Raw genomic sequence first — 24341 nt, 5'->3', positions numbered from 1 at the left:
CCTTGGAAAGATCTGGAACGCGGGGTGCGAGGATGCACGCTTTGCATACGTGCCGAGCGGGGCTTCGTTCTGGAGGAGACTGCCGAGGAAGCCTTTACTGCTCCCCGCCGCTTGCTTATAGGAGGACTGCTATCGGCCAATTTCGGTCTTTCGATATCGCCAGCTACATTGTCGGTAATTTGGAGCCAGACATACCGGATCTGGCGCCAAAGCTATTCCTATAGCCTTCGCTATGTGAATTCACAGGGGAATCAGAGGTAGTCAGTCGACACCACTGCGAAGAAAATTGGGGATAATCGTCCTGTCGCAAAGAGCATTGGCACACAGTGGAGCAGATCATCCATTTTCAGCGCATGAGCATTTCCCGCGTCTCGGCTCAAAGTTTCCTGCATCCGTTAATTTCCACCTCACGCTAATGAACAAACTCAAATCCGAACGACACCATTGGTGGCCACGATGCGTTTCTCGTCACTGGGCCGCATCCGACGGGACCACCGGTTGGATTAAACCCGATGGTTCCGAGAAGCGCATTCCGCCGGATAAACTTGGCATGATTGGTAATGGACACCACATTAAACTTGGCCGCACAGCTCAACAATCGACGCAGTTCGACGAAAGCTTCGAGGATGAATTTGATACCGCCGATGGCAATTTTCCCGCCGTGATTACGTGGCTTGAGGGTCTTGAGCGAAGGCCAATTGCTGGAGACGACCTCAGACCAAGGTTTGTCCCGCAAGAGTCATCGGACGATCAGCTTCGCGCGCTGACGGATTGCGTCGTTTCGTTGGCTGTCCGTGGCCCGATGAACCGTGAAGCATCCGTCTCGTTGGCGGAACATTTCAGAGGCCCGCTTCAAAGTCCTGAGAGAAATGCAATTATAGGTCTCAATATGCGGCAGTCGCAGAGGTTGATCGCTGACAGCATCGGGTGCCGGGCAAAGTTTCTGGTGTTATTTTCTTCTGGTACGGAATTTATTTACGGAGATGGTTTTTTTCATAACATAAAGGCAGTCGTAAACGCACCTCTTGCGCCAAAAATATTAGCACCGATAACCCCACAAATGAGTGTGGCCATAAGTCGACCAACAATGTTCTGCACCGAACCGCGCCTCGTCACGCTTGTCTTAACAGGAGACGAAGTTGAGCGATGCAACCATGCTGTGCAGGTATATTCACGAGGGGCGTTGTTTTATAGAAACGACAGACCGATACTTGATTCGTCGTTTCAAAGCGGCGTTCACCGGGAATATTCGAGTCCCATCAATCCAATTGATGCACTGCTTAACGCATTGCTGGCGATATAGTCACGCAGAAATTGGTCAGTTCTGGAGGGTTCGGCAAACCAATAGTGCGTTCCGAACGACTGCTAGCTGGAAAATTCAAGGACCGCAACGGGTCGGAAACCGCCCGTCACCACCGGCTGCTCCCGGCCAGAAGCAGACATCCCCTTCCATACTGACCTCATGACGAAACTCATCCTTCGTTCCGAAGCGCCAGCAGACGTCGCGGCCATTCATGCCGTCACAGAGGCAGCATTCTTGGATGCACCTCATACGAGTCACAACGAACAATTTATTCTCGCCGCATTGCGCGAGGCCGGCGCGTTAACCGTCAGTCTGGTTGCCGAAATGGAGGGGTCTGTAGTCGGGAATGTCGCGGCTTCACCGGTTTCCATCTCCGACGGCACATCAGGATGGTTTGGCATTGGCCCTGTTTCTGTCATTCCCAAATTACAGGGCCGCGGGATTGGGTCTCAACTGATACGCAAGGCGCTAGCCAGGCTTTCCGATCTAGGCGCATCTGGCTGCGTCGTTCTTGGTGAGCCCTCCTACTACAAACGATTTGGCTTCATGAACGAAGCCACGCTGGTGTTGCCAGACGTACCTCCGGAATACTTCATGGCAATGTCGTTCGGGCAGCCCTTGCCGTCCGGAACGGTCACCTACCATCAGGCGTTCAGCATGGCCGAATGAGGACGCTTTAGGTCGCGTCCGGTCGGTCAGCTTCACGCCACGATTCCCAGCTCGCTTTTCTTAGCGATAACCAAAACGCGGCACGCCACTTGCTAACGACCCTGCATGCGCTGGGAGTGCAGAAAATGGCGATCAAACGGCTTTATGCCCTGGTTAAGCAAACGGTGATGAACTGGCTGGACGACTACGCCCCCAGCATGGGCGCCGCGATCGCGTTCTATACGGTTTTCTCACTGGCGCCACTTGTCATTATCGTGATCGGTATCGCTGGCTTCTTTTGGGGCCACGAAGCCGCGCAGGGACAGTTGTTCGAGCAAATCAGCGCCTTGGTCGGCGCAGAAGGCGGGAAGGCAGTCGAAAGTGTCGTGCTGGGCGCCCAAGAACCCGCGCAGGGCATTGCGGCGACGGTCATCAGCGTGGTGATGCTGGTCATCGGCTCGACGACGGTATTTTCGGAACTGCAAAGCGCGCTGGATCGCATTTGGAAGGTCAACGCCAAGAAGCAGTCTGGTATTTGGGCGCTGATCCGCGCACGTCTGCTCTCTTTTGGCCTGATCCTGACACTGGCATTTTTATTGATTGTCTCGCTGATCGTCAGCACGGTGCTGGCAGCATTGGGAAGTTGGCTGGGCGGCGGCGACCCGGGTTGGGGACTGCTGCTCCAAGCCGTCAACGAGGCAGTCACGGTGGGCATCCTTACCCTTCTTTTTGGGATGATCTACCGATTTATGCCCCAAGCCCCGGTCGCGTGGCGCGACGTTTGGGCAGGAGCGTTCGTCACCGCCGTTTTGTTCGAAATCGGAAAGTTCCTGATTGGCTTGTACATGGCCAAGGCTTCCATCGCCTCCTCGTACGCTGCGGCAGGATCGCTGGTGGTCGTGCTGATATGGGTTTATTTCGCCGCCCAGGTGTTTCTGCTGGGCGCAGAGTTCACCCGTGTATTTGCCGAAGCGCATGGCTCCCACACTGAACGCAGCCCGGCCTCGCCTGCTGCAAGCGATACATGAGCCTGGCGTACCAGATCGGAGTTTGAGGTCGCCGGCAAGAGCGTGGACGCTCGCAACCCTCACCCACCGGAGGACAGACACATGTACATCATCATGGGCGGCACAGGACATGTCGGGGCGGCCACCGCGCGCGCTTTGCTTGCGCGCGGTGCAGAGGTCACCATCCTTACCCGATCCGCGGCTCGCGCCGCGCACTGGCGCACGCTGGGCGCGGACATTGTCCAGGCTGATGTGGAAGACGTGGCGTCATTACGCGCCGCGTTCCGGCGTGGACGACGCGCTTTTCTACTGAATCCTCCCGCGGACATCCGCAGGGATACCGACGCCGTCGAAAGACACACTGTTGCGAACATATTGGCTGCGCTCGAGGGATCCGGACTTGAAAAAGTCGTTGCCGAATCGACGGCCGGCGCCCAACCGGGCAGCCACATTGGCGACTTGAACGTGCTGTGGGAACTGGAGGAAGGGCTACGGGCCCAGGCGCTGGCAGCGGCCGTGAACCGTGCTGCTTACTACATGAGCAACTGGGACGGGTTACTCGAAACGGTGCGCAACACCGGCGTGCTGCCCAGTCTTTTCCCGGCGAATCTTGCCATTCCGATGGTCGCGCCGAAAGATCTCGGCGAGGTCGCAGCTGACCGCTTGATGTCGGCTCTCGACGATCAGGGCGTCCGCTACGTGGAAGGCCCCAGGCGGTATACACCAAGCGACGTAGCGCGAGCGTTTGCGCAGGCCTTGGACCAGCCCGTCGAGGTCCACGTCGTACCGCGCGCAGAATGGCGGCAGGCGTTCGTCAGGCAGGGCTTCTCTGAAACCGCCGCGGCATCGTATGCCCGGATGACCGAGGTTAGCGTCGACGGCGGTTTTGATTTGTCGGACACGCCGCTGCGGGGATCGACCACGCTGGAGGCTTACGTTCGGAGTCTGGTCGTTCAAAACACGCTCTAGATATCGGCTGCATCGCGCAGCCGTACGCCGGAAAAGTTGGCCGCACTCAATGCATCAAACATCGCGCGGTCGCAGATGGGAGGTGCTCCCATGCGATCCTGGCGGAAGATATGGGCATCTGCCACAACATCCTGTTTGAACACCAAATTGGCTCCGCCGACAAGGCTATAAAGTTTGTCGTCCTCGCCAGTCTGATAATTGTGGTCGAGCTTGATGTTCACCCGAGAAGAGGCTTCATCCAGGGCATCGAGTCTGCGCAGCACATTGCCCAGGTAGTACTGCGGGCCGGAGCTGCCGTCAGCAAGGCTGAAGTCGCAGGCCACAAATGCAAACGCCTCGGCGTCCAACTGCTCAAACAGCTGCTTCAACGGCTCCGACACAATCCAAATGCCAGCGAGCTCTTCCAGATCGCGTGGCATTGCGCCCTTCTCCGGTACATGAACCAGGTGGGGACGCTCCGGATACTGATGTGGCGATCCGTCAGGACGCGAGACGACATTCATCCCCGGTTCGATCAGCTTCTCTTCGTTGGCGATTTCGATGCCGGCAATCCTGCCGTTTCCCAAGAAACTGGCGTCGATCAGGAAAAATTCGCCCTGATGAGAGGCGGCTTCGGCTGAAACTTCAATGGCGCTCGGTGCGGTCACGGTGGCTTCGATCATGGATGCGGGGGCCTGTCGGATGCAAACGGGGAGACGCGCAAACGCCCCCCAATCCGCTTTACTTCACTACGCCGCACACCAGACGGCCGCCTCCGCCGCCCAGCGGGGCCGGCGTGTCGCTGTAGTTGTCGCCGCCCACGTGCACCATCACCGCGTGCTTCTTCACGTCGGCCAGCTTCAGGTGCGGCGCCAGCACGGCTTTTTTGGCGGTGCCGTCGGCGTCCACCACGATGAAGGGCAGATCGCCCTGGTGACCGTCGGTCGCCATGGGACCCTTGTGCGCCTTGGTGCCCTTGGGATCCAGATGCCCGCCCGCCGCGCCGCCCGGGGCCATCTGGCCGTTGACCATGCCCGGCATGCACGAGTCTTTCTCGTGGACGTGGAAGCCATGTTCGCCCGGTGGCAGGCCTTTGAGATGGGGCGTGATCTGCAAACCGCCCTTGGTGTCCTTCAGGGAAATCGTGCCGGCGCTCTTGCCTAAGCCATCGGCCGTCAGGAACGACATCTTGACGTCTTCGGCCAGCGCGGCGCTGGAAGCGCCCGCCATCGTCAGGGCCGCGACCAGCATCGAGATTTTCTTCATGAAGTGCCTCCTGGAATCATGCACGCAAGGTGCGGATGCCCGGCCAGGGCAGACAGCGCCGCCTGGCCCGTGGCGCAGAAAACAATAGCACCGGGGCGGCGGCGTGCGCCAGCACTCTTCATTCCTGATACATGCGATCAGGCTTGTTAACGATTGACCAGCAGCACCAGCGCGTGCAGCCCAACGCCGATCAGGCCGCCCACCAGCGTGCCGTTGAAGCGGATGTATTGCAGGTCGCGCCCCACGCTCAGTTCCAGTTCGTCCACCAAATGGCGTTCGTCCCAGTTCTTGACCGTGCGCGAAATGTGTTCCGTCACGCCGATACGCAGCCGGCCGGTCAGCCGCCGCGCGCTGCCCAGCACGTGGTTGTTGATGGCCTCGCGCAAGCTTGGGTCTTCGCCCAGCTTGCGGCCCAGCGCCAGCAAGGCGCTTTCCAGATGCGCGGCCAGCGCCGAGCCCTCGTCCGACAGGTCGCGCCGCAACGCAGCATGGATGTCGTCCCACAGGCCCTGCACGTATTCCTGCACCTTGGGGTGATCGATGGCGCGCTGCTTCAGTTCCTCGACCTGGCTGGACAAGGCAGGATCGGTCTTCAAGCGTTCGATGTAGTCCAGCACCCACGCCTCGTAATCGCGGCGCACGGGGTGATCGGGTTCGGACAGCACGTCGCGCAGTTCGTCCATCAGCGCCATCGCCAGCCGGTCGGCCAGATTGTCGGCGATGCCGTCCACCGACTTGACCACGTCCACCGCGGCGATGATGCGCGGCCATTCCTTGCGCGCGAACTTCACCAGCAAGGTGGAGGCGCGCTCTTTGACTTCGTCCTGGCCCAGGTAGCCGCCCAGGCGCTCCATGGCGGCGTCCAGCAATTCCTGATGGCGACCGTCGCGCGTCAGGAGTCCCAGTACTTCGCCCACCGTACCCGCCGCATCCCAGCGGCGCAGGTTCTTCACGACGAATTCCTGGATCACGCCGCGCACCGCGTGATCGTCCAGCATGTCCAGCGTTTGCAGCGCGACGCGCCGCGCGCCGTCGCTGAGGGCCTGCGCCTGTTTGGGCCGCACCAGCCAGCGCGACAGCCGCGCCGCCGGATCGAAGACGCGCAGCTTCTCCATCAAGGTGTCCGGATCCAGGAAATGGTCGCGGACGAACACGGCCAGGTTGTCGCCGATGCGGTCTTTGTTGCTGGGGATGATGGCGGTGTGCGGGATGGGCAGGCCCATCGGGCGGCGAAACAGCGCCACCACGGCGAACCAATCTGCCAGCGCACCCACCGTGGCGGCTTCGCAAAACGCGCGCACCCACGCCCACGCGCCCTGCCCGCCCATCACGTGGCTGGTGATGAATCCACACACCATCGCCACCAGCAGCGCCAGCGCGGCGATCTTCATGCGCCGCAACTGCGTGCGGCGCAGGTCGGAAGCCAGCGCGGAATGTGGGGCTGACGAGGCGGCGGTCGAGGCGGCGGTCGAGGACGTTTCGGGCATGACGGTTCCGGCGTGGCGAGGCGTCAGCATACCAACTGCGCTACTCGCCCAGGAACTCCGACACGGCGTCCAGCCCCTCGATATGATCCGCCACCACCTTGGCGATAAACGCGATGGGCACCGACAGCAGCGTGCCCCAGATGCCCCATAACCAGGTGAACAGCAGCAGCACAATGAACACCGCCACCGAATTCATCTTGGCGATGCGGCCCGACATCCATGTCGTAACCAGCACGCCGATCAGCAAGGCGATGACGACCGAACTGCCCGCCACCTGAAGCGCCGGCCCGATTTCACCGAACTGCATCAGCGCCGCGATCCCGGTGCCCACCGCCGTCAGCAACGGCCCGAAATACGGAATGATGTGCAGCGCGCCCGCCACCACCGCCCAGGTCGCGGCGTTCTCCAGGCCCAGCATCCGGAACGCGCCCCACGACAGCACGCCCAGCGCCACGTTGGTGACCAGCATCATGGCCATGTACATGTGGATCGAACTGTTGATCTGGTCCAGCATGTGGACGCTGATCTTCTTCTGCGACAGGGTCTTGCCCGCCACCTTGACGAACTTGCGCTTGAAGGCGTTGCCCGACAGCAGCAGGAAGAAGACGAGGAACACGCTCATGATCGCCTGGCCCAGGAAGGCGGCCAGGCCCTTGGAGCCCCACAACAGGAATTCGCTGAGACCGGCGTCCGACTTGGCGACCACCACCTGGCGGCCGGACGGGGTGCCCCCAGTGTCCTGCAAGACGCTGGCCGCGCCCTTCAGGCGTTCCAGCAGCGAGCCGTGGCCGCTGGTCAGGCCGCCGACGGTACGGGAGATCTTGCGCGATATCTCGGGCAGCGCCTCGACGATGGAGCTGACCTGGCTTTGCGTGGCGTACACCAGGCCCGCCAGCCCGATGGCGATGATGGCCATCAGGAGCATGATGCCGATGGGTCGCGGCACGCGCACCCGCTCCATCAGCGCGACGGCCGGATCCAGCGCATACGCCACCACGATCGCCATCACCACGGGCACGATGAATTCCTGCGCCATCTTCAGCGAAAACAGCACGGCAAGCACGGTCAGCGTGGTCAGACAGGCGCCGCGCGCCCAGACGTGGGTGACATTGGGTCCGGACTCGGGGACGATGCCCACGTCCTGCACGGTGACTTTTTCATCCGAGGCGCGGTCATCCGGGCCGGATTTTTCCGCCGCGCGAGCTTGGGCCGCCTGCTCTTGGGCCTCTTGGGCCGACCGCTCTTGGGCCGACTGCTCTTGGGCCGACTGCTCCAGCGCCGCCTGCTCCTGAGCCGCCTGCGATGCCGAAATAGCCGGCACCGGCGTGTCTCCGGCCCCCCTGGGCACTTCGTTGTCCGACGTTATCTTCGCCGGCTTCGCGCTATCCATCCCGCCCCCGCTCTCCAATTTTGTTGAATGCGGTCAGCAAGTATCGTGCCCGACGTGTGCAGCCGGTTACGGGGTCAGCCCTTGACGGCCAGCAGACCCGCCTGCCCGTCGTGGCTGCGCTGCGCGCGCTCCAGGATGAATTCGATCAGCATCGAAATGGCGCGCGGGTGGTGCCGGTTGGGCATGTAGAGCATGTACATGCCGCGTCCGAAAATACTCAGCCGCCATTGCGGCAGCGCCGGCAGCAGCTCGCCGCGCGCGATGTCGTCATGGACCACGTAGTCCGGCACCACGCCTACGCCCAGGCCGGCGCGGATGGCGTCGCGCAGGAACGCGTAATTGCGGGAAATCACCGTGGGTTCCAGTACTACGTGCTGGCGCGGCTGCCCGCCGAAATAGGCCGACAGGCGCAATGGCCGGCCGATCACGGCGGCGCTGATGACGGGTAGCTGTGCCAGGTCTTCCGGCCGCTGCGGCAGGCCCTTGGCATCGGCATAAACCTTGGACGCGCACGCCACGTAGCGGACCTGGCCGAGCTCGCGCGCCACCAGATTCTGCGGCGGCTCGGACATGATGCGCACCGCGATATCGACCTCGTCGCGCAGCAGATCGTCCACGCTGTTCTCGAACAGCACGTCCAGCACGATGTCGGGATACGCCTGCTTGAACTCCAGCAACCACGGCGTCATCACGAACTGGCCGTAGCCGCTGGGCACGCTCAGGCGCACTTTGCCCTGCGGCGTTTTGCCCAGGGTGTCGACCGATTCGCGCGCCGCCACCAGCTCGTCCTGGATGCTGCGGCCATGCTGGTAGAGCTTGAGCCCGATCTCGGTGGCTTCGACATGGCGCGTCGTGCGCCGCACCAACTGCATGCCGACCGAGCGTTCCAGCTGATTCAGGTGGTAGCTGACATTGGCTCGCGTCATTTTGAGCCGGCGCGCGGCTTCGCTCAGATTGCCGGCATCCAGAATTTCGACCAGCAGGGTCAGGGATTTAGTGTCCATGGCGTCTCCTCCGACCGGATTGTCAAATTTTATTATCCGTGGTGTCAATTCCTGATGCCATTGTCAAGACATCTTTACTGGGAAAGAATAAAGCCCATAAGAGACAGGCCGTATCCGGCTTGCCAGGCGCCGCGACGGCGACGCCCAACAGGAGACAAGGACCCCATGACGGACAGCAGCACTGCCGGCGCCGCGCGCGCGCGCCGCGATCAGGACATTCTGGTCATCACCCTGGACCACCCTCCCGTAAACGCCTTGAGCGCCGACGTGCGCCGCGATCTGGCCGCCGCCATCGAAGCGGCCCAGGCCGACGCCGACGTGCGCGCCGTGCTGCTGGTGGGCGCGGGCAAGAATTTCATCGCGGGCGCCGACATTCGCGAATTCGGCAAACCGCCCAAGCCGCCCGCCCTGCCCGATGTGTGCAACCAGATCGAGGCCAGCACCAAGCCGGTGGTGGCCGCGCTGCACGGCGCGGCCCTGGGTGGCGGATTGGAAATCGCGCTGGCCGCGCACTACCGACTGGCGCTGGCTAGCGCCAAGCTGGGCCTGCCCGAAGTGAATCTGGGCCTCTTGCCCGGCGCGGGCGGCACGCAGCGCACGCCTCGGCTAATCGGCGCGGCCTCCGCGCTGGACCTGATGCTGACCGGCAAGCACCTGTCGGCCGAGGCTGCCTTGAAGGCGGGCCTGGTCGATACGTTGGCCGAGGGCGACGACCCCTTGGCCGCCGGCCTGGCCTACACCCGCCAACTGCTGGCGCAAGGCGCCGGCCCGCGCCGCAGCCGCGATGCCAGCGCCGCGCTGGCCGACAAGGCCGCCGCGTTAGCCGAAGCGGCAGCGGCGGGCGAGCGCGTCAGCCAGACGCTGAGGGGCCTGTACTCCCCCGCCAAGATCGTCGAAGCCGTGCGCGCCGCCATCGAACAACCGTTCGACGAGGGCCTGCGCACCGAACGCGCGCTGTTCCTGCAATGCCTGGACAGCCCGCAACGCGCCGGGCTGGTGCACGCATTTTTCGCCGAACGTGAAACCGCCAAGGTGCCGGAACTGAAAGAAGCCAAGCCGCGCCGCCTGGACAAGGTCGGCGTGGTGGGCGGCGGCACGATGGGCGCGGGCATTGCCGTTGCGATGCTGGACGCGGGCCTGCCGGTAGTGATGATCGAACAGGACGAGCCCGCCCTGGAACGTGGCCGCGCGCGCGTCGCGCAAGTCTATGAACGGCTGGTCAAGAATGGCCGCCTGAGCGCGCAGGACCGCGACGCCCGGCTGGCGCGACTGACCGGCGCCACCAGCTACGACGCGCTGGACGACGCCGACCTGATCGTCGAGGCCGTGTTCGAGGACATGGACGTCAAGCTGGGCGTGTTCGCGCAGCTGGACCGCGTGGCCAAGCCGGGCGCGGTGCTGGCCACGAACACGTCCTATCTGGATGTGAACCGCATTGCGTCCGCCACGCGCGGCCCGGCCGACGTGCTGGGCCTGCATTTCTTTTCGCCGGCCAACATCATGAAGCTGCTGGAAATCGTCGTCGGCGAACACACCGCCGCCGATACGGTGGCCACCGGTTTCGAACTGGCGCGGCGTCTGCGCAAGACGCCGGTGCGCGCGGGCGTGTGCGACGGCTTCATCGGCAACCGCATCCTGGCCGCGTACCGGCAGGCCGCCGACATGATGATGGAAGACGGCGCGTCGCCCTACGACATCGACGCCGCCGCGCGCGAATTCGGCTACCCGATGGGCCCCTATCAAATGGTGGACCTGGCGGGCGGCGACATCGGCTGGGCCACGCGCAAGCGCCGCGCGGCCACCCGCGACCCCGCCCTGCGCACCGTGCAGATTCCCGACCGCCTGTGCGAACGCGGCTGGTTCGGCCAGAAGACGGGCCGGGGCTTTTACCTGTATCCCGATGGCGCGCGCGTGGGCACACCGGACCCCGAAGTGCTGGCCATCATCGACGAAGAGCGCCGCCGCGCCGGCATCACGCCGCGCGCCTTCACGCACGAAGACATCCTGCGCCGCTACCTGGCCGCCATGATCAACGAAGCGGCCAACGTGCTGCATGAAGGCATCGCGCTGCGGCCGTCGGATGTGGATGTGGTGTTTCTGTCCGGCTACGGCTTTCCGCGCTATCGCGGCGGCCCGATGCATTACGCGGACAGCGTCGGCCTGGCCCAGGTGCTGGCCGATATCCGCGCCTTCGCGAAAGAAGACCCCGCCTTCTGGAAGCCGTCGCCGCTGCTCGTGCGCCTGGCCGAATCCGGCGGCACCTTCGCCAGCCTCAACCAAGCCGCCTGATCGCAAGCGCGCGATCCGCCCCTACCCGGGTTCGCCCCTGATTACTGACTGGAACTCTTATGCGTGAAGCCGTCATCGTTTCCACCGCCCGCACCCCCATCACCAAGGCGGGGCGCGGCGAATTCAACCAGATCGCCGGGCCGACGCTGGCTGCGCACGCGGTGCGCGCCGCCGTTGAACGCGCCGGCATCGACCCCGCGCTGATCGAAGACGCCTTCATCGGCTGCGGCTATCCCGAAGGCGCCACCGGCCGCAACATCGGCCGCCAAGCCGTCATCCGCGCCGGGCTGCCGGTCAGCGTGGGCGGGGCAACGGTCAACCGCTATTGCGCCTCGGGCCTGCAAGCGATTGCGTCGGCTGCCGGCCGCATCGTGCTGGACGGCGCGCCCGCCGTGATCGCGGGCGGCGTGGAACTGGTCTCGCAGATCCGCACGCGCGACGACGGCGTCAGCGGCATGGACCCGTGGATCCTGGCGAACAAGCCCGAGCTCTACCTGCCCATGATCGAAACCGCCGACATCGTCGCCGCGCGTTACGGCATCAGCCGCGAAGCGCAGGACCGCTTCGCAGCGCAAAGCCAGGCTCGCACCGAAGCCGCGCAGGCCGCCGGCCGCTACCGCGAGGAAATCATTCCCGTCACGACCACCATGTCCGTCACCGACCGCGCCACGGGCGTGACGAGCGAACGCGAAGTCACGGTGGACAAAGACACCTGCAATCGCCCCGGCACCACCTACGAAGCACTGGCGGGCCTTGCGCCCGTGCGCGGCGAAGGCCAGTTCGTCACGGCCGGCAACGCCTCGCAGCTGTCCGATGGCGCAGCCGCCTTGGTGCTGATGGAAGCGGGCGACGCGCAGCGCGCCGGCATCCGGCCGCTGGGCGCGTTCCGTGGTCTGGCTATCGCCGGCTGCGAGCCCGACGAAATGGGCATCGGCCCGGTCTACGCCGTGCCCAAGCTGCTGGCGCGCCACGGCCTGAAAGTCGATGACATCGACCTGTGGGAATTGAACGAGGCGTTTGCGTCGCAGGCTCTGTACTGCCAGGAAAAGCTGGGCATCCCCATGGACCGTCTGAACGTGGACGGCGGTTCGATTGCGCTGGGCCATCCGTTTGGCGTCACCGGCGCCCGGCTGGCCGGCCACGTGCTGATCGAAGGCCGCCGCCGTGGCGCACGGTACGCGGTCGTCACGATGTGCATCGGCGGCGGCATGGGCGCGGCCGGCCTGTTTGAAATTTACTGAGGACCGACATGGATCTGGAATTCACCCCCGAAGAAAACGCCTTCCGCGACGAGGTGCGCGCCTTCCTGGCGGCCAAGCTGCCGCGCCGCCTGTCGGACAAGGTCGGCCTGGGCAAGCTCCTGACGCGCGAGGACATGGTCCAGTGGCATGCCATCCTGAACGAGCAAGGCTGGCTGGCCACGCATTGGCCCGTGCAGTACGGCGGCACCGGCTGGAGCGCCACGCAGAAATACATCTTCGACAACGAATGCGCGCTGGCCGCCGCCCCGCGCATCGTGCCGTTTGGCCTGAGCATGCTGGGACCGGTGCTGATCAAGTACGGCAATGACGCGCAGCGCCAGCATTGGCTGCCGCGCATCCTGGACGGCAGCGACTGGTGGTGCCAGGGCTATTCCGAGCCAGGCGCGGGGTCCGACCTGGCCTCGGTCAAGACCACGGCGGTGCGCGACGGCGACAGCTACATCGTCAACGGGCAAAAGACCTGGACCACGCTGGGCCAGTACGCCAACATGATTTTCTGCCTGGTGCGCACCTCGCAGGAAGGCCGGCGCCAGGAAGGCATCAGCTTTCTGCTGATCGACATGAACAGCCCGGGCATCGAAGTGCGCCCCATCATCACGCTGGACGGCGAACACGAAGTCAACGAAGTGTTCTTTTCCGACGTGCGCGTGCCGGTCGAGAACCTGGTGGGCGAAGAGAACAAGGGCTGGACCTGCGCCAAGTACCTGCTGACCTATGAGCGCACCAACATTGCCGGCGTGGGCCAGTCCACCGCCGCGCTGGAACGCCTGAAGACGGTGGCCGCGCGGCAGAAAAAGAATGGCCGCCCGCTGGCCGAAGACCCCGACTTCGCAGCCCGGATGGCGCGCGTGGAAATCGAGCTGGCCAACATGCGCACCACCAACCTGCGCGTGGTGGCGGCCGTGGCGGGCGGCGGCGCGCCCGGTGCCGAGAGTTCGATGTTGAAGATACGCGGCACGCAGATCCGCCAGGAAATCACGGCGCTGAACCGCCGCGCGATGGGCCCGTATGCGCGCCCCTTCGTGCCCGAGGCGCTGCACGACGGCTACGACGCCGCGCCCATCGGCCCCGAGGGCGCCGACAGCGCCGCCGCGCAGTACTTCAACAACCGCAAGCTGTCGATCTTCGGCGGCTCCAATGAAATCCAGAAGAACATCATCTCGAAGATGATCCTTGGACTGTAAAGGCCGGCCATGAATTTTGAACACACCGAAGACCGGCGCATGCTGTCGGACATGCTGCGCCGCTTTGTCACCGAGCAGTACGACTTCGCCACCCGCGAGCGCAACGCGCAATCGTCCGAAGGCTACAGCGTGCAATTCTGGCGTCGCTACGCCGAACTGGGCGCGATCGGCGCGCTGTTCACCGAGGCCGATGGCGGCCTGGGCGGCGCGGGCTTCGATATCTCGGTCGTCTTTGAAGCGCTGGGACGCGGCCTGGTCGTTGAACCTTTCCTGGATGCCTTGATGGTGGGCAGCGCCATCGCGCAGGCCGGCACTCCCGCGCAGCGCGAAGCGCTCGATGGCCTGATCGCAGGCGCCATCACGGCCGCGCTGGCCCAGGCCGAACCGGACTCCGGCTACGAGCTGGAGCGGGTCACGACGCGTGCCGAACGCTCGGGCGATGGCTGGGTGCTCAACGGCACCAAGGCCGTCGTGGCGGCGGGCGAACACGCGGACCTGTTCCTGGTGTCGGCGCGCACCTCGGGCGCGGACGACGACGTGGACGGCATCAGCCTCTTCCTGGTCAGCGCCGGCACGCCCGGGCTGACGCTGCGCGGCTATGGCCTGATCGACGGCGGACGCGCCGCCGACCTCAGTCTGGCCAATGTAAAGCTTGCCCCCGAAGCGCTGCTGGGCGAAGCCGGCGCGGGCCATGCGCTGCTGGAACGGGCCGTGGGCCGCGGCATCCTGGCGCTGTGCGCCGAGGCCGTGGGCGCGATGGACTGCGCGCGCGACGCCACCCTGGAATACCTGCGCACCCGCCGCCAGTTCGGCACCCCCATCGGCAGCTTCCAGGCCTTGCAGCACCGCATGGCAGACGTGTTGCTGGAGATCGAACAGGCCCGCTCGGCGGTCATCAACGCGGCCGCCGCGCTGGACCACCCCGATCGCGCCACCCGCGAACGCGCGCTGTCCGCCGCCAAGTTCACCATCGGCCGCATCGGCACGCTGGTGGCCGAGGAAAGCATCCAGCTGCACGGCGGCATCGGCATGACCTGGGAATTGCCGCTGGCGCACTACGCCAAGCGCCTCGTCATGATCGACCACCAGCTGGGCGACGAAGACCATCACCTGCGCCGCTACATCGCGCTGGCGCAGGCCTGAACGGAGGCCGCCCGACATGACGCAGGCCCACGCCGTCCCGCCCCTGTCGCCGCCGTTCTCGGCGCCCTTTCCCGTGCGCAGCGCCGCCGACGTGCAGCGGCTGCAAGCGCGGCCGCTGGCCGAAACGCTGACGGTACAAAGCACCTACGAGATCTTCCGCAACTCGGCCGCTGCCTTTGGCGACAAGACGGCGCTGACGTTCCTGGCGACCGCCAACCCCGAGGACGAGGCCGTCCGCTGGAGCTACCGCGAACTGCTGGCCGGCATCCACCAGACGGCCAACCTGCTGCACGACCTGGGCGTGCGCGCCGACGACGCCGTCGCGGTGATGCTGCCCGGCTGCCTGGAATACCACCTGGCGCTATGGGGCGGCGAGGCGGCCGGCATCGTGCAGCCGCTGAACCCGATGCTAACCGAGGACAAGCTCGCCTCGCTGATGACCACGGCGCGCGCCAAGGTGCTGATCGCGTACGGCGCGGACGCCGAATGCGAAATGTGGACCAAAGCCCTGCGGCTGCGCGACCGCGTGCCCACGTTGCAGACGGTGCTGCGCGTGGCGCCTCACACCGAAGCGCTGTCGGCGCGCCCCGTGCTGCCCGACCACGCGCTGGATTTCAACGCCAACCGGTCCGCGCAACCGGCCGACCGCCTCGTCAGCGACCGCGTCATCCGCGCCACCGACGTGGCCGCGTATTTCCATACGGGCGGCACGACGGGCGCGCCCAAGCTGGCCGTCCATACCCACGCCAACCAGGTCTTCACCGCCTGGGCCGCCGTGCAGCTGCAAAACGCGGGGCCGGGTGACGTGGTCATCAACGGCTATCCGCTCTTTCACGTGGCCGGCGTGCTGCCCGCTTCGCTGGCGGCGTTGTCGGCCGGGGTCGAAACCGTCATCCCCACGCCCATGCTGCTGCGCAACCGCGACGTGCTGCGCAACTACTGGCGCCTGGTGGAAAAGCATCGCGCGACCTCGCTGCAAGGCGTGCCGACCATCCTGGCCGCCTTGGCCGACGTGCCGCTGGCGGGCGCGGATATCTCGTCGCTGCGTTATTGCCGCACCGGTGCCGCGCCCTTGCCCGCCGAGCTGGCCGCGCGCTTCAAGCGGCTGTTCGGCCTGCACGTGAACGAAAGCCTGGGCATGACCGAGATGGCCGGCATTTCGTCCATCTCGCCGCCGGGCATGGAGTTTCCCGTCAACTGCGTGGGCTTTCCGCTGCCGTATGTGCAGGTTCGCATCGTCGGGCTGGACGTGCCCTCTGGCCACGCCGCGCGCGACCTGCCGCCCGGCACGCCGGGCATGGTGCTGTTCAAGGCGCCCAACGTGATCCCGGGCTTTCTGGATCCGGAAGACACGGCGCGCGCGTTTACCGAAGACGGCTGGCTCATCAGCGGCGACGTGGGTTTTCTGGACACCGAGGGCCGGCTGCACCTGCAAGGCCGCGCCAAGGACCTCATCATCCGGGGCGGCCACAACATCGATCCCAAGACCATCGAAGACGCGCTGGCCACCCACCCGGCCGTGCATCTGTGCGCGGCGGTCGGCGCGCCCGACGCCTATGCGGGCGAGCTGCCCGTGGCGTTCGTCACGCTGATGGAAGGCGCCCGGGCGACCGAGGCCGAACTGGTGGACTACGCCGCCGCCCACGTGGACGAAGGCCCCGCGCGACCCAAGCGCGTCATCATCCTGGACGCCATGCCCATGACCAACGTGGGCAAGATCTACAAACCCGATTTGCGCCGCCTGGCCACCGCCGTCTCGGTACAGGCCCTGGTGGCGCGCACCCTGCAAGAGGCCGGCATGACGCAAGACAGCAAGATCCTGCGCGTGCTGGCCGATGCGCAGCCGGATGTCGTCGTCCAAGCCGACGCCGACGCGCCCGCGCCGCTGAAGGAGCAGCTGCGCGAGGCCCTGGCGCGATTGCCGGTCAAGGTCGTCCTGCGCGACTGAGCCCGGCCCGCGCCCCCGGCTACCCCCACCACAACAACACCGAAGGAGACAAACCCATGCTGAAGATGCCCCGCCGCCGCGCCTGCCTAGGCGCATTGCTGCTGGCCGCCGCCAGCGCCGCCGTGCCGCTGGCCGCCAGCGCTCAAAGCGCCTTTCCCACCAAGCCCATCACGCTGATCGTGCCGTTCCCGGCAGGCGGCTCCACCGACCGCCACCTGCGCATCGTGGCGCAGGACGCTTCTAAATACCTGGGGCAGCCCGTCATCGTGGAAAACCGCCCCGGCGCGGGCGGCACGCTGGGCACGGCCACCATGGCGCGCACCGCCAAACCCGACGGCTACACCATCAGCCTGTACACGCTGGCGATGCTGCGCATGCCCTACATGCAGAAAAGCAGCTGGGATCCCATCAACGATTTCAGTTTCATCATCGGCCTGTCGGGCTACACGTTCGGCTTCACCGTGCGCTCGGACTCGCCCTACAAGACGTTCAACGAGTACATCGAGGCGGCGCGCAAGGCGCCGGGCACCATCGACTACGGGTCCACGGGCATCGGCTCGTCGCCGCACCTGCTGATCGAAGAAATCGCCATCAACGCCAAGGTCAAGCTGAACCACGTGCCGTTCAAGGGCAACGCAGACATGCAGCAGGCGCTGCTGGGCGGCCACGTCATGGCGCAAAGCGACGCCACCGGCTGGGACCAGTTCGTGGACTCGGGCAAGATGCGCCTCTTGGTCACGTTCGGCGAAAAACGCACCACGCGCTGGCCCGACGTGCCCACCGCACAGGAGCTGGGCTACAAGGTCGTGTCCACCTCGCCGTATGGCCTGGCCGGCCCCAAAGGCATGGACCCGGCCGTCGTGAAGACGCTGCATGACGCGTTCAAGAAAGCGCTGTTCGATCCGGCCAGCATGGAAGTCATGAAGCAGTTGAACCAGGAACCGGCTTACCGTGACAGCGCGGACTACAAGGCGTGGGCGCAGGCGACCTATGTGAAAGAAAAGGGACTGATCGAATACCTGGGGCTGATGGCCAAGAACTGAGGGGCGCCAGGTCGGACAGGTAGGCAAATCGGGGCTGCATGCGCAGTTTGTATGCAAAAAATGTTTGTCTTTCCTGTCCGGCTTTTTGATAGACTGGCTGCCCGACGATTTTGCCCTCCCGGCCGCCCGCAGCCGCGCCCCCAATGACCCAGGAAGTTTCGCCAGACCCCAGCGCCGACGACATCGCCAAGGAAGTGGCCGCCGCCATCGTGGCGCACAAGCTTCCCCCCGGCACGCGGCTGCGCGAAGAGGCGCTGGCGCGGGTCTACAAGGTCAGCCGCACCAAGATCCGCGCGGCCTTGCTAATGCTGTCCAAAGACAAGCTCATCAACATCGTTCCCGACAAGGGCGCGTTCGTCAGCAAGCCCGATGCGAACGAGGCACGCGAGGTCTACGCCGTGCGCCGCATTCTGGAAGCCGCGCTGGCCAAGGAATTCGTGGCGCGCGCGACCGCCGCCGACTACCGCCGCATCGACGCCCACCTGGCCGAAGAGCGCGCCGCGCTTGAGGCTGGCGACGTGCAGAAGCGCAATCAGCTGCTGGGGCATTTCCATATCCTGCTGGCCGAAACCGTGGGCAATTCGGTGCTGACGGGCATGCTGCGGGAATTGTCCGCGCGCAGCGCCGTCATCACCGTGCTGTACCAAAGCTCGCACGACGCCAGTTGCTCGTCGCAAGAACACCACGCCTTCATCGAAGCCGCGCGCGCGGGCGACACTGACCGCGCCTGCGCGCTGATGGACGAACACCTGGAACACGTACAGACGGCGCTGAACTTCACCGACGGCGCTGCGGCCGGCAGCGATCTGGTCACGGCGCTGCTCAGTTGATCCGGGCCGGCCGGCCCGCGCGTTCAGCCCAGCAATTGCCCCATCCGCTGCTGCAACCACAACTCGGTCGCGCTTAACGTCGCCCCCTGCAACCACAAGGTGCGCACCGACAGCATCGGCAGCGACAGGCCCGTGCAGGGCACGCGCGTAAGCGTGCGCCGGAAGCTCTCGTATTCGGCGATGTTCAGCGGCAGGATCGCCCAGCCCAAGCCGTCCGCCGCCATGCCGGCGATGCTGTAGAAGCTGTCCGTGCGCCACACGGTGGGGCTCAACACAACCTCTTCCACGCCTTCCATCTGCATCACCAGTTGCCGGTAGCGCGCCAGATCGCTGCGCGTCACCTCGGCCAGCGCCGCAAGCGGATGGCCCGAGGCCACGAACACCGCCTGCGCCACATTGCCCAGATACCGGTGCGCGAACACGCTGCCCGGGTCGCCCCGGTCGAAATGAAACGCGATGCTGGCGCGGCCCTGCTGCACGTAGTCGGCCACTTCGGTCGCGGTGCCGTTCAGCTGCGTCAGTTCCAGCGCGGGAAAGCGCTCGGCCACTTCCCGCACCAGCGCCGCCAGCACCTGATAGGGCAATGCCTCGTCCAGCGCGATGGACAGCCGCGCGTCCTGGCCCGCCGCGAAGGACAGCGCGCGCTGATCCAGCCCGCCCGCCTGGCGCAGCACCTCGCGCGCTTCCTGCAACATCACTTCGCCGGCTGGCGTCAGCGTGGCGTAGCGGCGCGAGCGGTCGAACAATTCCACGCCCAAGTCCGCTTCCAAGAGGCCCACGGACGTGCTGATGGCGGACTGCGCCCGCCCCAGCGCGCGGGCGGCCGCCGAGAAAGACCCGGCGTCGGCCGCCGCGACGAAATGCCGAAGTTGGTCCAGCGTCCATTGCATGTCAGTCACCTTTTCATCCGCTTGCCGCGTCTAACATCAATTTTATTGATGGATTCTAACTTCTTATGGCCGATAACCAGATGGATAATGCGTGCCTTGCGCTGGGAAGCCGCAACAGCGGCGCTACGTCCCCAGCGTGGTTATCAAGGAGTTGAACTATGCAGCGGACTTACTCGAACGCTGTCGCCACGGCGAATCCGCGCCGTTGGCTGGTGTTGGGCATTGTGTCCATCGCCTTGTTGTTGATCGTGGTGGACATGACGGTGCTGTACACCGCCCTGCCCCGCCTCACGCACGAGCTGGGCGTGACCGCCTCGGAAAAATTGTGGATCGTGAACGCCTATGGCCTGGTTGTCTCGGGCCTGCTGCTGGGCATGGGCACGCTGGGCGACCGGCTGGGCCACAAGCGGCTTTTCATGATGGGCCTGGCCGTGTTCGGCGTGGCGTCGCTGGCCGCCGCGTATTCACCGGGAGCCGCCTCGCTGATCACCGCGCGCGTGCTGTTGGCCGTGGGCGCCGCCATGATGATGCCGGCCACGCTGTCCATCATCCGGCTGACGTTCGTCCATGAGCGCGAGCGCGCCGTGGCCATCGGCGTCTGGGCCTCGGTGGCCTCGGGCGGCGCGGCGCTGGGTCCCGTGGTAGGCGGCGTGCTGCTTGAGCATTTCTGGTGGGGGTCGGTGTTCCTCATCAACGTGCCGATCGTGCTGCTGGCGCTGCCGCTGGCCTGGCGCTTGATTCCGGCGAGCCGGCCCGCGACCGCGCGCCCCTGGGACCTGATCGGTTCGTTGCAAGTGATGGCAGGCCTGGTGCTCTGCGCCTACGCGCTCAAAGAGCTGGGCCGCGCGACCACGTCCTGGCTGCACGCGGGCCTGGCCTGCGTGGCCGGTGTCGCCATGCTGGCGGTGTTTGTGCGCCGCCAGCGCCGCCGCCCCTATCCGCTGATCGACTTCTCCATCTTCCGCAACGCCACGTTCAGCTCGGGCGTGGCCGCCGCGCTCTTTGCCGGCGCTGCGCTGCTGGGCCTGGAGCTGGTCTTCAGCCAGCGCTTGCAACTGGTGCTGGGCATGTCGCCCATCCAGGCCGCGCTGTTCATCCTGCCCTTGCCGCTGGCGGCCTTCGTGGCCGGCCCGGTGGCGGGATGGCTGCTGGCGCACGTGCCCGGCCCGCGCTTGATGTTCCTGTCGCTGGCGCTGTCGGCGGCCGGCATGGGCGCGTACCTGCTGTGCTATGACGGCGCGGTGCTGCCGCAACTGCTCAGTCTGGGCGTGCTGGGCCTGGGCATCGGCGCGACGATGACGGCGGCTTCCAGCTCCATCATGCAAAGCGCCACACCCGAGCGCGCGGGCATGGCGGCCTCGATTGAAGAGGTGTCCTACGAGCTGGGCGGCGTGCTGGGCGTGACCTTGATGGGATCGATCCTGTCGGGCGTCTATGCCAATACGCTGGACGTGCCGTCGACGCTGGCGGCCACGCCGGCGCTGCGCGACAGCCTGGACGAAGCCTTGATCGTGGCCGAGGGCCTGCCGGCCGACCTGGCCGACACGCTGACGCATCTGGCCAAGACCGCGTTCGACAGTGGCTACGCGGCGGTGATCGCCACAGCCACGGTCATGCTGGTGGCGACCGCCGCGTTCGTGTTGCTGAACCGCACGCGGCGCCACCCGGCCGCCGCGTGAGCCAGGCGGCGGGGGCTGCGTAGCCCCCGCTGCGCGTCAGCGGTTTCTGAAGGCGTGGTCCATGTCGGCGATCAGGTCTTCTTCATGTTCCAGCCCGATCGAAATGCGGATCAGCCCTTCGGATACGCCCGCCGCCTCGCGTTCGGCCGCCGGCACGCCCGAATGCGTGGTGGACGCCGGATGGCACACCAGCGATTCCGTGCCGCCCAGGCTGACCGCCGACTTGAACAGATGCAGCGCATTGATGAAGCGAAACGCCCGCTCGCGCCCGCCGTCCAGCACAAAGGCGAAGGTCGAACCCGGCCCCGTGCACTGGCGCTTGTAGACCTCTTGATAGGTTCGGTCCGAGATCATTTCCGGATGGAATAGCGTGACCTTCTCGTAGGGATTGCCGGCCAGCCACTGCGCCACCTTGGTCGCCGTGCGCGCCGCCTGCTTCATGCGCAGCACCACCGTTTCCATCGACCGCGTGATCATCCAGCACGAATGCGGATCCAGTTGCGAGCCAAAGGCGCTGCGGATGGCGCGCACCTTCTTGATCAGGTCCTTGCTGCCCGTCACGGCGCCCGCCACCAGATCGCTGTGCCCGCCCACGTACTTGGTCAGCGAATACACGCACAGGTCCACGCCATGCTCGACCGGCTTTTGGAAGATCGGCCCGAGCAGCGTGTTGTCGCACACCGACACCGGGCGATAGCCGTGGCGCGTCTCGAACGCGTCCAGCTCGTTCTTCATGCCTTCGAAGTCGATCAGCGCATTGGTGGGATTGGCCGGCGTTTCCACATAGAACACGCGCACCGGCCCCTTGGCCGCCGCCGCTTCCAGCGCCGCCCGCATGTGCTTGGGCGACAAGCCGTCCTGAATGGGATGCGAGCCGATACCCCACTCGGGAAAGATCTTGGCGATCAGCGTTTCGGTGCCGCCATACAGCGGCAGCGATTGCACCAGTTGGTCGCCCGGACGCAGGAATGCCATCAGCACGGCGCTGATCGCGGCCATGCCGCTGGCGGTCACGGCGGCCGCCTCGGAGCCATCGAGCAAGGCCAGCCGGTCTTCCACGATCTCCAGGTTGGGATGGTTGAACCGGCTATAGACCAGCCCGGCCGATTCGCCCTGCGGCAAGGGCTTGCGGCCCGACACCAGATCGAAGAATTCCGCGCCATCCTCGGCCGATCGGAAGGCGAAGGTAGAGGTCAGGAACACGGGCGGCTTGACCGCCCCTTCGGACAGGAAAGGATCGTAGCCATAGGACATCATCTGGGTTTCCGCATGCAGCGGACGGCCAAAAATGTCTTTCTTGTGATACGTCGAATACGTCATGGGGTGCCTCTTTCTACTGAGTTCCAGCCGACCGGGCAGGCGCGAATTCGCATGCTGCGACGATAGCGCCTGCCGCCTCGGGATGTCTTGCAGTATGGGCGCGGGCACCGCCAATAATCTTTCCATTTCAATCGCCGCACCGCGATAATGGGAAACTTTGTTTCCCATCCTGTCCCATTCATGAAAGAGACTGCCTTGTTACATCAACTTGACGCGATCGATTGGAAAATCATGAAAATCCTTCAAGAAGATGGCCGCCTGAGCAACGCCGAACTGGCCGAACGCGTATCGCTGTCGGCCTCGCCATGTTGGAAACGTCTGAAAAGGCTGGAAGCCTCGGGCATCATTCGCGGCTACCAGGCCATCCTGGACCGGCGCGCGCTGGGGATGGGGGTGGTCGCCTTCGTCAGCATCTCGCTGGAAAACCACACCGAAAAGCTATGCCACGCGTTCGAAGCCGCCATCGAGGCCATGCCCGAAGTGCTGGCCTGCCACAACACCACGGGGCAGCACGATTACCTGCTGCACATCGTGGCGCAGGACTTCGACGCCTATTCCGAATTCGTCCGCAACCGGTTGCGGACCCTGCCGGGCGTCAAAGAACTGCTCAGTACCTTGTCGATGCATGAAGTGAAGTCCTCGACCAAGCTCCACCTGTAGCGCCCGCCTATTCGGCCGCTTGCATCTGGCCCGGCACGACGCGGTTGCGGCCGTTGCGCTTGGCTTGGTAGAGGCCACGGTCGGCCACCTGGATCAGATCGGTGCAAGGCTGGTCCGGCACCGGAATGGCGGTCGCGGTGCCGATGCTGACGGTCAGCCAGGGGCCCGAGCCCGTATCCTTTTGCGGAATCTGCATAGCCTCGACGGCGCGGCGCAATTTTTCGGCCGCCAGCCGCGCGCTGCCAGCAGGCGAGCCCGGCAGCACCAGCGCAAACTCTTCGCCGCCGAAGCGCGCAGCCAGGTCGGTAGACCGGTCACAGCTGGCGAAGATGGTGTTGGCGACGCGCTTCAACGCCTCGTCGCCCGCGATGTGGCCATAGGTGTCGTTGTAGGCCTTGAAGTGGTCCACGTCGATCATCAGCATGCTGATCTCGCGTTGGTCACGGCGCGCGCGCTGCCATTCCGCGTTCAGGTATTCATCGAAATAGCGGCGGTTGCCCAGGCCGGTCAAACCGTCCGAATTGGTCAGCCGGCGCAATTCCATATTGCTCTCCAGAAGCTGCTGCTGGCTTTGGCGCAGCGCCTGGTAGGCTTCGTCGCGCTGCACCAGCGCCAGATACGAACGCGAGTGATAGCGGATGCGCGCCACCAGTTCGATGGAGTCCGGCAGCTTGACCAGGTAGTCGTTGGCGCCGGCCGAAAACGCGGCGCTCTTGATGGCCGGGTCTTCCTTGGTGGACAGCACAATGATGGGAATGTCGCGCGTCACCGGATGATTGCGGTATTCCTTGACCAGGCTCAGGCCGTCCACGCCGGGCAACACCAGATCCTGCAAGATGACCGTGGGCCGCGTCTGGATGGCCACCGTCAGCGCCTTGTAGGGGTCCGAGCAGTAGTGGAAATCGATGTTTCCTTCCGTAGCCAGGGCGCGCCGGATCGCTTCGCCGACCATCACCTGGTCGTCCACCAGCAGCACCATGGCCGCGTGCGCGTTCAGGTCCGCCGAAGCCGAGCCGTCTATGGGAGGATGCATAGTAAGT

The 24341-nt window shown here is 65.1% G+C and carries 21 protein-coding genes; 13 read left to right on the top strand and 8 right to left on the bottom strand.

Annotation, left to right across the window (positions count from 1 at the left end):
• Positions 1-415: 415 nt before the first annotated feature.
• The 4 genes from API01S_RS29135 (at position 416) to API01S_RS03715 (ending at position 3927) form a co-directional block, all read left to right on the top strand.
• Positions 416-1303, top strand: coding sequence for a hypothetical protein (locus tag API01S_RS29135; protein ID WP_156487057.1), 888 nt, complete (start codon positions 416-418; stop codon positions 1301-1303).
• A gap of 159 nt (positions 1304-1462) precedes the next feature.
• Positions 1463-1972, top strand: coding sequence for a GNAT family N-acetyltransferase (locus API01S_RS03725; RefSeq protein ID WP_061303193.1), 510 nt, complete (start codon positions 1463-1465; stop codon positions 1970-1972).
• Between the two features lie 89 nt (positions 1973-2061).
• Positions 2062-2979 carry a YihY/virulence factor BrkB family protein gene (locus API01S_RS03720; protein ID WP_254598503.1) on the top strand — a complete coding sequence of 306 codons (918 nt, stop codon included), beginning with the start codon at positions 2062-2064 and terminating at the stop codon, positions 2977-2979.
• Between the two features lie 81 nt (positions 2980-3060).
• A complete protein-coding gene (locus API01S_RS03715) occupies positions 3061-3927 on the top strand; it encodes an NmrA family NAD(P)-binding protein (protein WP_061303190.1) in 867 nt (288 codons plus the stop codon).
• On the opposite strand, the gene API01S_RS03710 is transcribed toward API01S_RS03715, so the two are convergent.
• The 5 genes from API01S_RS03710 to API01S_RS03690 all read right to left on the bottom strand — a co-directional run bounded on the left by API01S_RS03710 (position 3924) and on the right by API01S_RS03690 (position 9053).
• Entirely contained in the window at positions 3924-4589 is a 666-nt protein-coding gene (locus API01S_RS03710) for an imm11 family protein (RefSeq protein ID WP_061303188.1), read from the bottom strand. The two genes, API01S_RS03715 and API01S_RS03710, sit on opposite strands and share 4 nt — an antisense overlap.
• Positions 4590-4647: 58 nt before the next feature.
• Positions 4648-5172 (bottom strand): superoxide dismutase family protein, encoded by a 525-nt coding sequence (sodC, locus tag API01S_RS03705; protein ID WP_006219911.1) that lies wholly within the window; start codon positions 5170-5172, stop codon positions 4648-4650.
• Positions 5173-5318: 146 nt separating this feature from the next.
• Positions 5319-6563, bottom strand: coding sequence for a DUF445 domain-containing protein (locus API01S_RS03700; RefSeq protein WP_085947728.1), 1245 nt, complete (start codon positions 6561-6563; stop codon positions 5319-5321).
• 136 nt (positions 6564-6699) lie between these two features.
• Positions 6700-7980 (bottom strand): AI-2E family transporter, encoded by a 1281-nt coding sequence (locus API01S_RS03695; protein WP_254598504.1) that lies wholly within the window; start codon positions 7978-7980, stop codon positions 6700-6702.
• 143 nt (positions 7981-8123) lie between these two features.
• A complete protein-coding gene (locus API01S_RS03690) occupies positions 8124-9053 on the bottom strand; it encodes a LysR family transcriptional regulator (protein ID WP_061303184.1) in 930 nt (309 codons plus the stop codon).
• 165 nt (positions 9054-9218) lie between these two features.
• Here API01S_RS03690 and API01S_RS03685 point away from each other — a divergent pair, with 165 nt between their 5' ends.
• The 7 genes from API01S_RS03685 (at position 9219) to API01S_RS03655 (ending at position 18752) form a co-directional block, all read left to right on the top strand.
• On the top strand, positions 9219-11342 hold the full coding sequence (locus API01S_RS03685; RefSeq protein WP_061303182.1) for a 3-hydroxyacyl-CoA dehydrogenase NAD-binding domain-containing protein: 2124 nt from the start codon (positions 9219-9221) through the stop codon (positions 11340-11342).
• 59 nt (positions 11343-11401) lie between these two features.
• Positions 11402-12583 carry an acetyl-CoA C-acyltransferase gene (locus tag API01S_RS03680; RefSeq protein WP_061303180.1) on the top strand — a complete coding sequence of 394 codons (1182 nt, stop codon included), beginning with the start codon at positions 11402-11404 and terminating at the stop codon, positions 12581-12583.
• 8 nt (positions 12584-12591) lie between these two features.
• Positions 12592-13788: an acyl-CoA dehydrogenase family protein gene (locus API01S_RS03675; protein ID WP_061303178.1), complete on the top strand. Its 1197-nt coding sequence runs from the start codon at positions 12592-12594 to the stop codon at positions 13786-13788.
• Between the two features lie 9 nt (positions 13789-13797).
• On the top strand, positions 13798-14931 hold the full coding sequence (locus API01S_RS03670) for an acyl-CoA dehydrogenase family protein (protein ID WP_061303176.1): 1134 nt from the start codon (positions 13798-13800) through the stop codon (positions 14929-14931).
• A 16-nt stretch (positions 14932-14947) separates the two neighbouring features.
• Entirely contained in the window at positions 14948-16879 is a 1932-nt protein-coding gene (locus API01S_RS03665) for an acyl-CoA synthetase (protein WP_061303174.1), read from the top strand.
• Between the two features lie 56 nt (positions 16880-16935).
• Positions 16936-17922: a tripartite tricarboxylate transporter substrate binding protein gene (locus tag API01S_RS03660; RefSeq protein ID WP_061303172.1), complete on the top strand. Its 987-nt coding sequence runs from the start codon at positions 16936-16938 to the stop codon at positions 17920-17922.
• A gap of 143 nt (positions 17923-18065) precedes the next feature.
• On the top strand, positions 18066-18752 hold the full coding sequence (locus API01S_RS03655) for a GntR family transcriptional regulator (protein WP_039884231.1): 687 nt from the start codon (positions 18066-18068) through the stop codon (positions 18750-18752).
• Between the two features lie 23 nt (positions 18753-18775).
• Here API01S_RS03655 and API01S_RS03650 read toward each other — a convergent pair whose 3' ends face one another.
• Entirely contained in the window at positions 18776-19642 is an 867-nt protein-coding gene (locus API01S_RS03650; protein WP_061303170.1) for a LysR family transcriptional regulator, read from the bottom strand.
• Between the two features lie 158 nt (positions 19643-19800).
• Between API01S_RS03650 and API01S_RS03645 the strand changes: the two genes are divergently transcribed.
• A complete protein-coding gene (locus tag API01S_RS03645) occupies positions 19801-21321 on the top strand; it encodes an MFS transporter (RefSeq protein WP_061303168.1) in 1521 nt (506 codons plus the stop codon).
• A gap of 36 nt (positions 21322-21357) precedes the next feature.
• Here the strand turns inward: API01S_RS03645 and API01S_RS03640 are convergent, their stop codons facing one another.
• Positions 21358-22641 carry a cystathionine gamma-synthase family protein gene (locus API01S_RS03640; RefSeq protein WP_061303166.1) on the bottom strand — a complete coding sequence of 428 codons (1284 nt, stop codon included), beginning with the start codon at positions 22639-22641 and terminating at the stop codon, positions 21358-21360.
• A 180-nt stretch (positions 22642-22821) separates the two neighbouring features.
• Between API01S_RS03640 and API01S_RS03635 the strand changes: the two genes are divergently transcribed.
• Positions 22822-23301: an Lrp/AsnC family transcriptional regulator gene (locus API01S_RS03635; protein WP_006219927.1), complete on the top strand. Its 480-nt coding sequence runs from the start codon at positions 22822-22824 to the stop codon at positions 23299-23301.
• A 7-nt stretch (positions 23302-23308) separates the two neighbouring features.
• Here API01S_RS03635 and API01S_RS03630 read toward each other — a convergent pair whose 3' ends face one another.
• Positions 23309-24334 carry a response regulator gene (locus API01S_RS03630; RefSeq protein ID WP_006219928.1) on the bottom strand — a complete coding sequence of 342 codons (1026 nt, stop codon included), beginning with the start codon at positions 24332-24334 and terminating at the stop codon, positions 23309-23311.
• Between the last annotated feature and the right edge of the window lie 7 nt (positions 24335-24341).

The organism is Achromobacter piechaudii NBRC 102461 (assembly GCF_001571245.1).
GTDB classification, from domain to species: Bacteria; Pseudomonadota; Gammaproteobacteria; order Burkholderiales; family Burkholderiaceae_B; genus Achromobacter; species Achromobacter piechaudii.
This window is presented reverse-complemented; position numbering and strand designations above follow the sequence as displayed.

Bases quoted from the DNA above. Each gene is read 5' to 3' on its own strand.
- API01S_RS29135 (WP_156487057.1), top strand. From the start codon at position 416: ATGAACAAACTCAAATCCGAACGACACCATTGGTGGCCACGATGCGTT.
- API01S_RS03725 (WP_061303193.1), top strand. From the start codon at position 1,463: ATGACGAAACTCATCCTTCGTTCCGAAGCGCCAGCAGACGTCGCGGCC.
- API01S_RS03715 (WP_061303190.1), top strand. From the start codon at position 3,061: ATGTACATCATCATGGGCGGCACAGGACATGTCGGGGCGGCCACCGCG.
- API01S_RS03710 (WP_061303188.1), bottom strand. From the start codon at position 4,589: ATGATCGAAGCCACCGTGACCGCACCGAGCGCCATTGAAGTTTCAGCC.
- sodC (WP_006219911.1), bottom strand. From the start codon at position 5,172: ATGAAGAAAATCTCGATGCTGGTCGCGGCCCTGACGATGGCGGGCGCT.
- API01S_RS03700 (WP_085947728.1), bottom strand. From the start codon at position 6,563: ATGAAGATCGCCGCGCTGGCGCTGCTGGTGGCGATGGTGTGTGGATTC.
- API01S_RS03690 (WP_061303184.1), bottom strand. From the start codon at position 9,053: ATGGACACTAAATCCCTGACCCTGCTGGTCGAAATTCTGGATGCCGGC.
- API01S_RS03685 (WP_061303182.1), top strand. From the start codon at position 9,219: ATGACGGACAGCAGCACTGCCGGCGCCGCGCGCGCGCGCCGCGATCAG.
- API01S_RS03680 (WP_061303180.1), top strand. From the start codon at position 11,402: ATGCGTGAAGCCGTCATCGTTTCCACCGCCCGCACCCCCATCACCAAG.
- API01S_RS03675 (WP_061303178.1), top strand. From the start codon at position 12,592: ATGGATCTGGAATTCACCCCCGAAGAAAACGCCTTCCGCGACGAGGTG.
- API01S_RS03670 (WP_061303176.1), top strand. From the start codon at position 13,798: ATGAATTTTGAACACACCGAAGACCGGCGCATGCTGTCGGACATGCTG.
- API01S_RS03665 (WP_061303174.1), top strand. From the start codon at position 14,948: ATGACGCAGGCCCACGCCGTCCCGCCCCTGTCGCCGCCGTTCTCGGCG.
- API01S_RS03660 (WP_061303172.1), top strand. From the start codon at position 16,936: ATGCTGAAGATGCCCCGCCGCCGCGCCTGCCTAGGCGCATTGCTGCTG.
- API01S_RS03655 (WP_039884231.1), top strand. From the start codon at position 18,066: ATGACCCAGGAAGTTTCGCCAGACCCCAGCGCCGACGACATCGCCAAG.
- API01S_RS03650 (WP_061303170.1), bottom strand. From the start codon at position 19,642: ATGCAATGGACGCTGGACCAACTTCGGCATTTCGTCGCGGCGGCCGAC.
- API01S_RS03645 (WP_061303168.1), top strand. From the start codon at position 19,801: ATGCAGCGGACTTACTCGAACGCTGTCGCCACGGCGAATCCGCGCCGT.
- API01S_RS03640 (WP_061303166.1), bottom strand. From the start codon at position 22,641: ATGACGTATTCGACGTATCACAAGAAAGACATTTTTGGCCGTCCGCTG.
- API01S_RS03635 (WP_006219927.1), top strand. From the start codon at position 22,822: ATGAAAGAGACTGCCTTGTTACATCAACTTGACGCGATCGATTGGAAA.
- API01S_RS03630 (WP_006219928.1), bottom strand. From the start codon at position 24,334: ATGCATCCTCCCATAGACGGCTCGGCTTCGGCGGACCTGAACGCGCAC.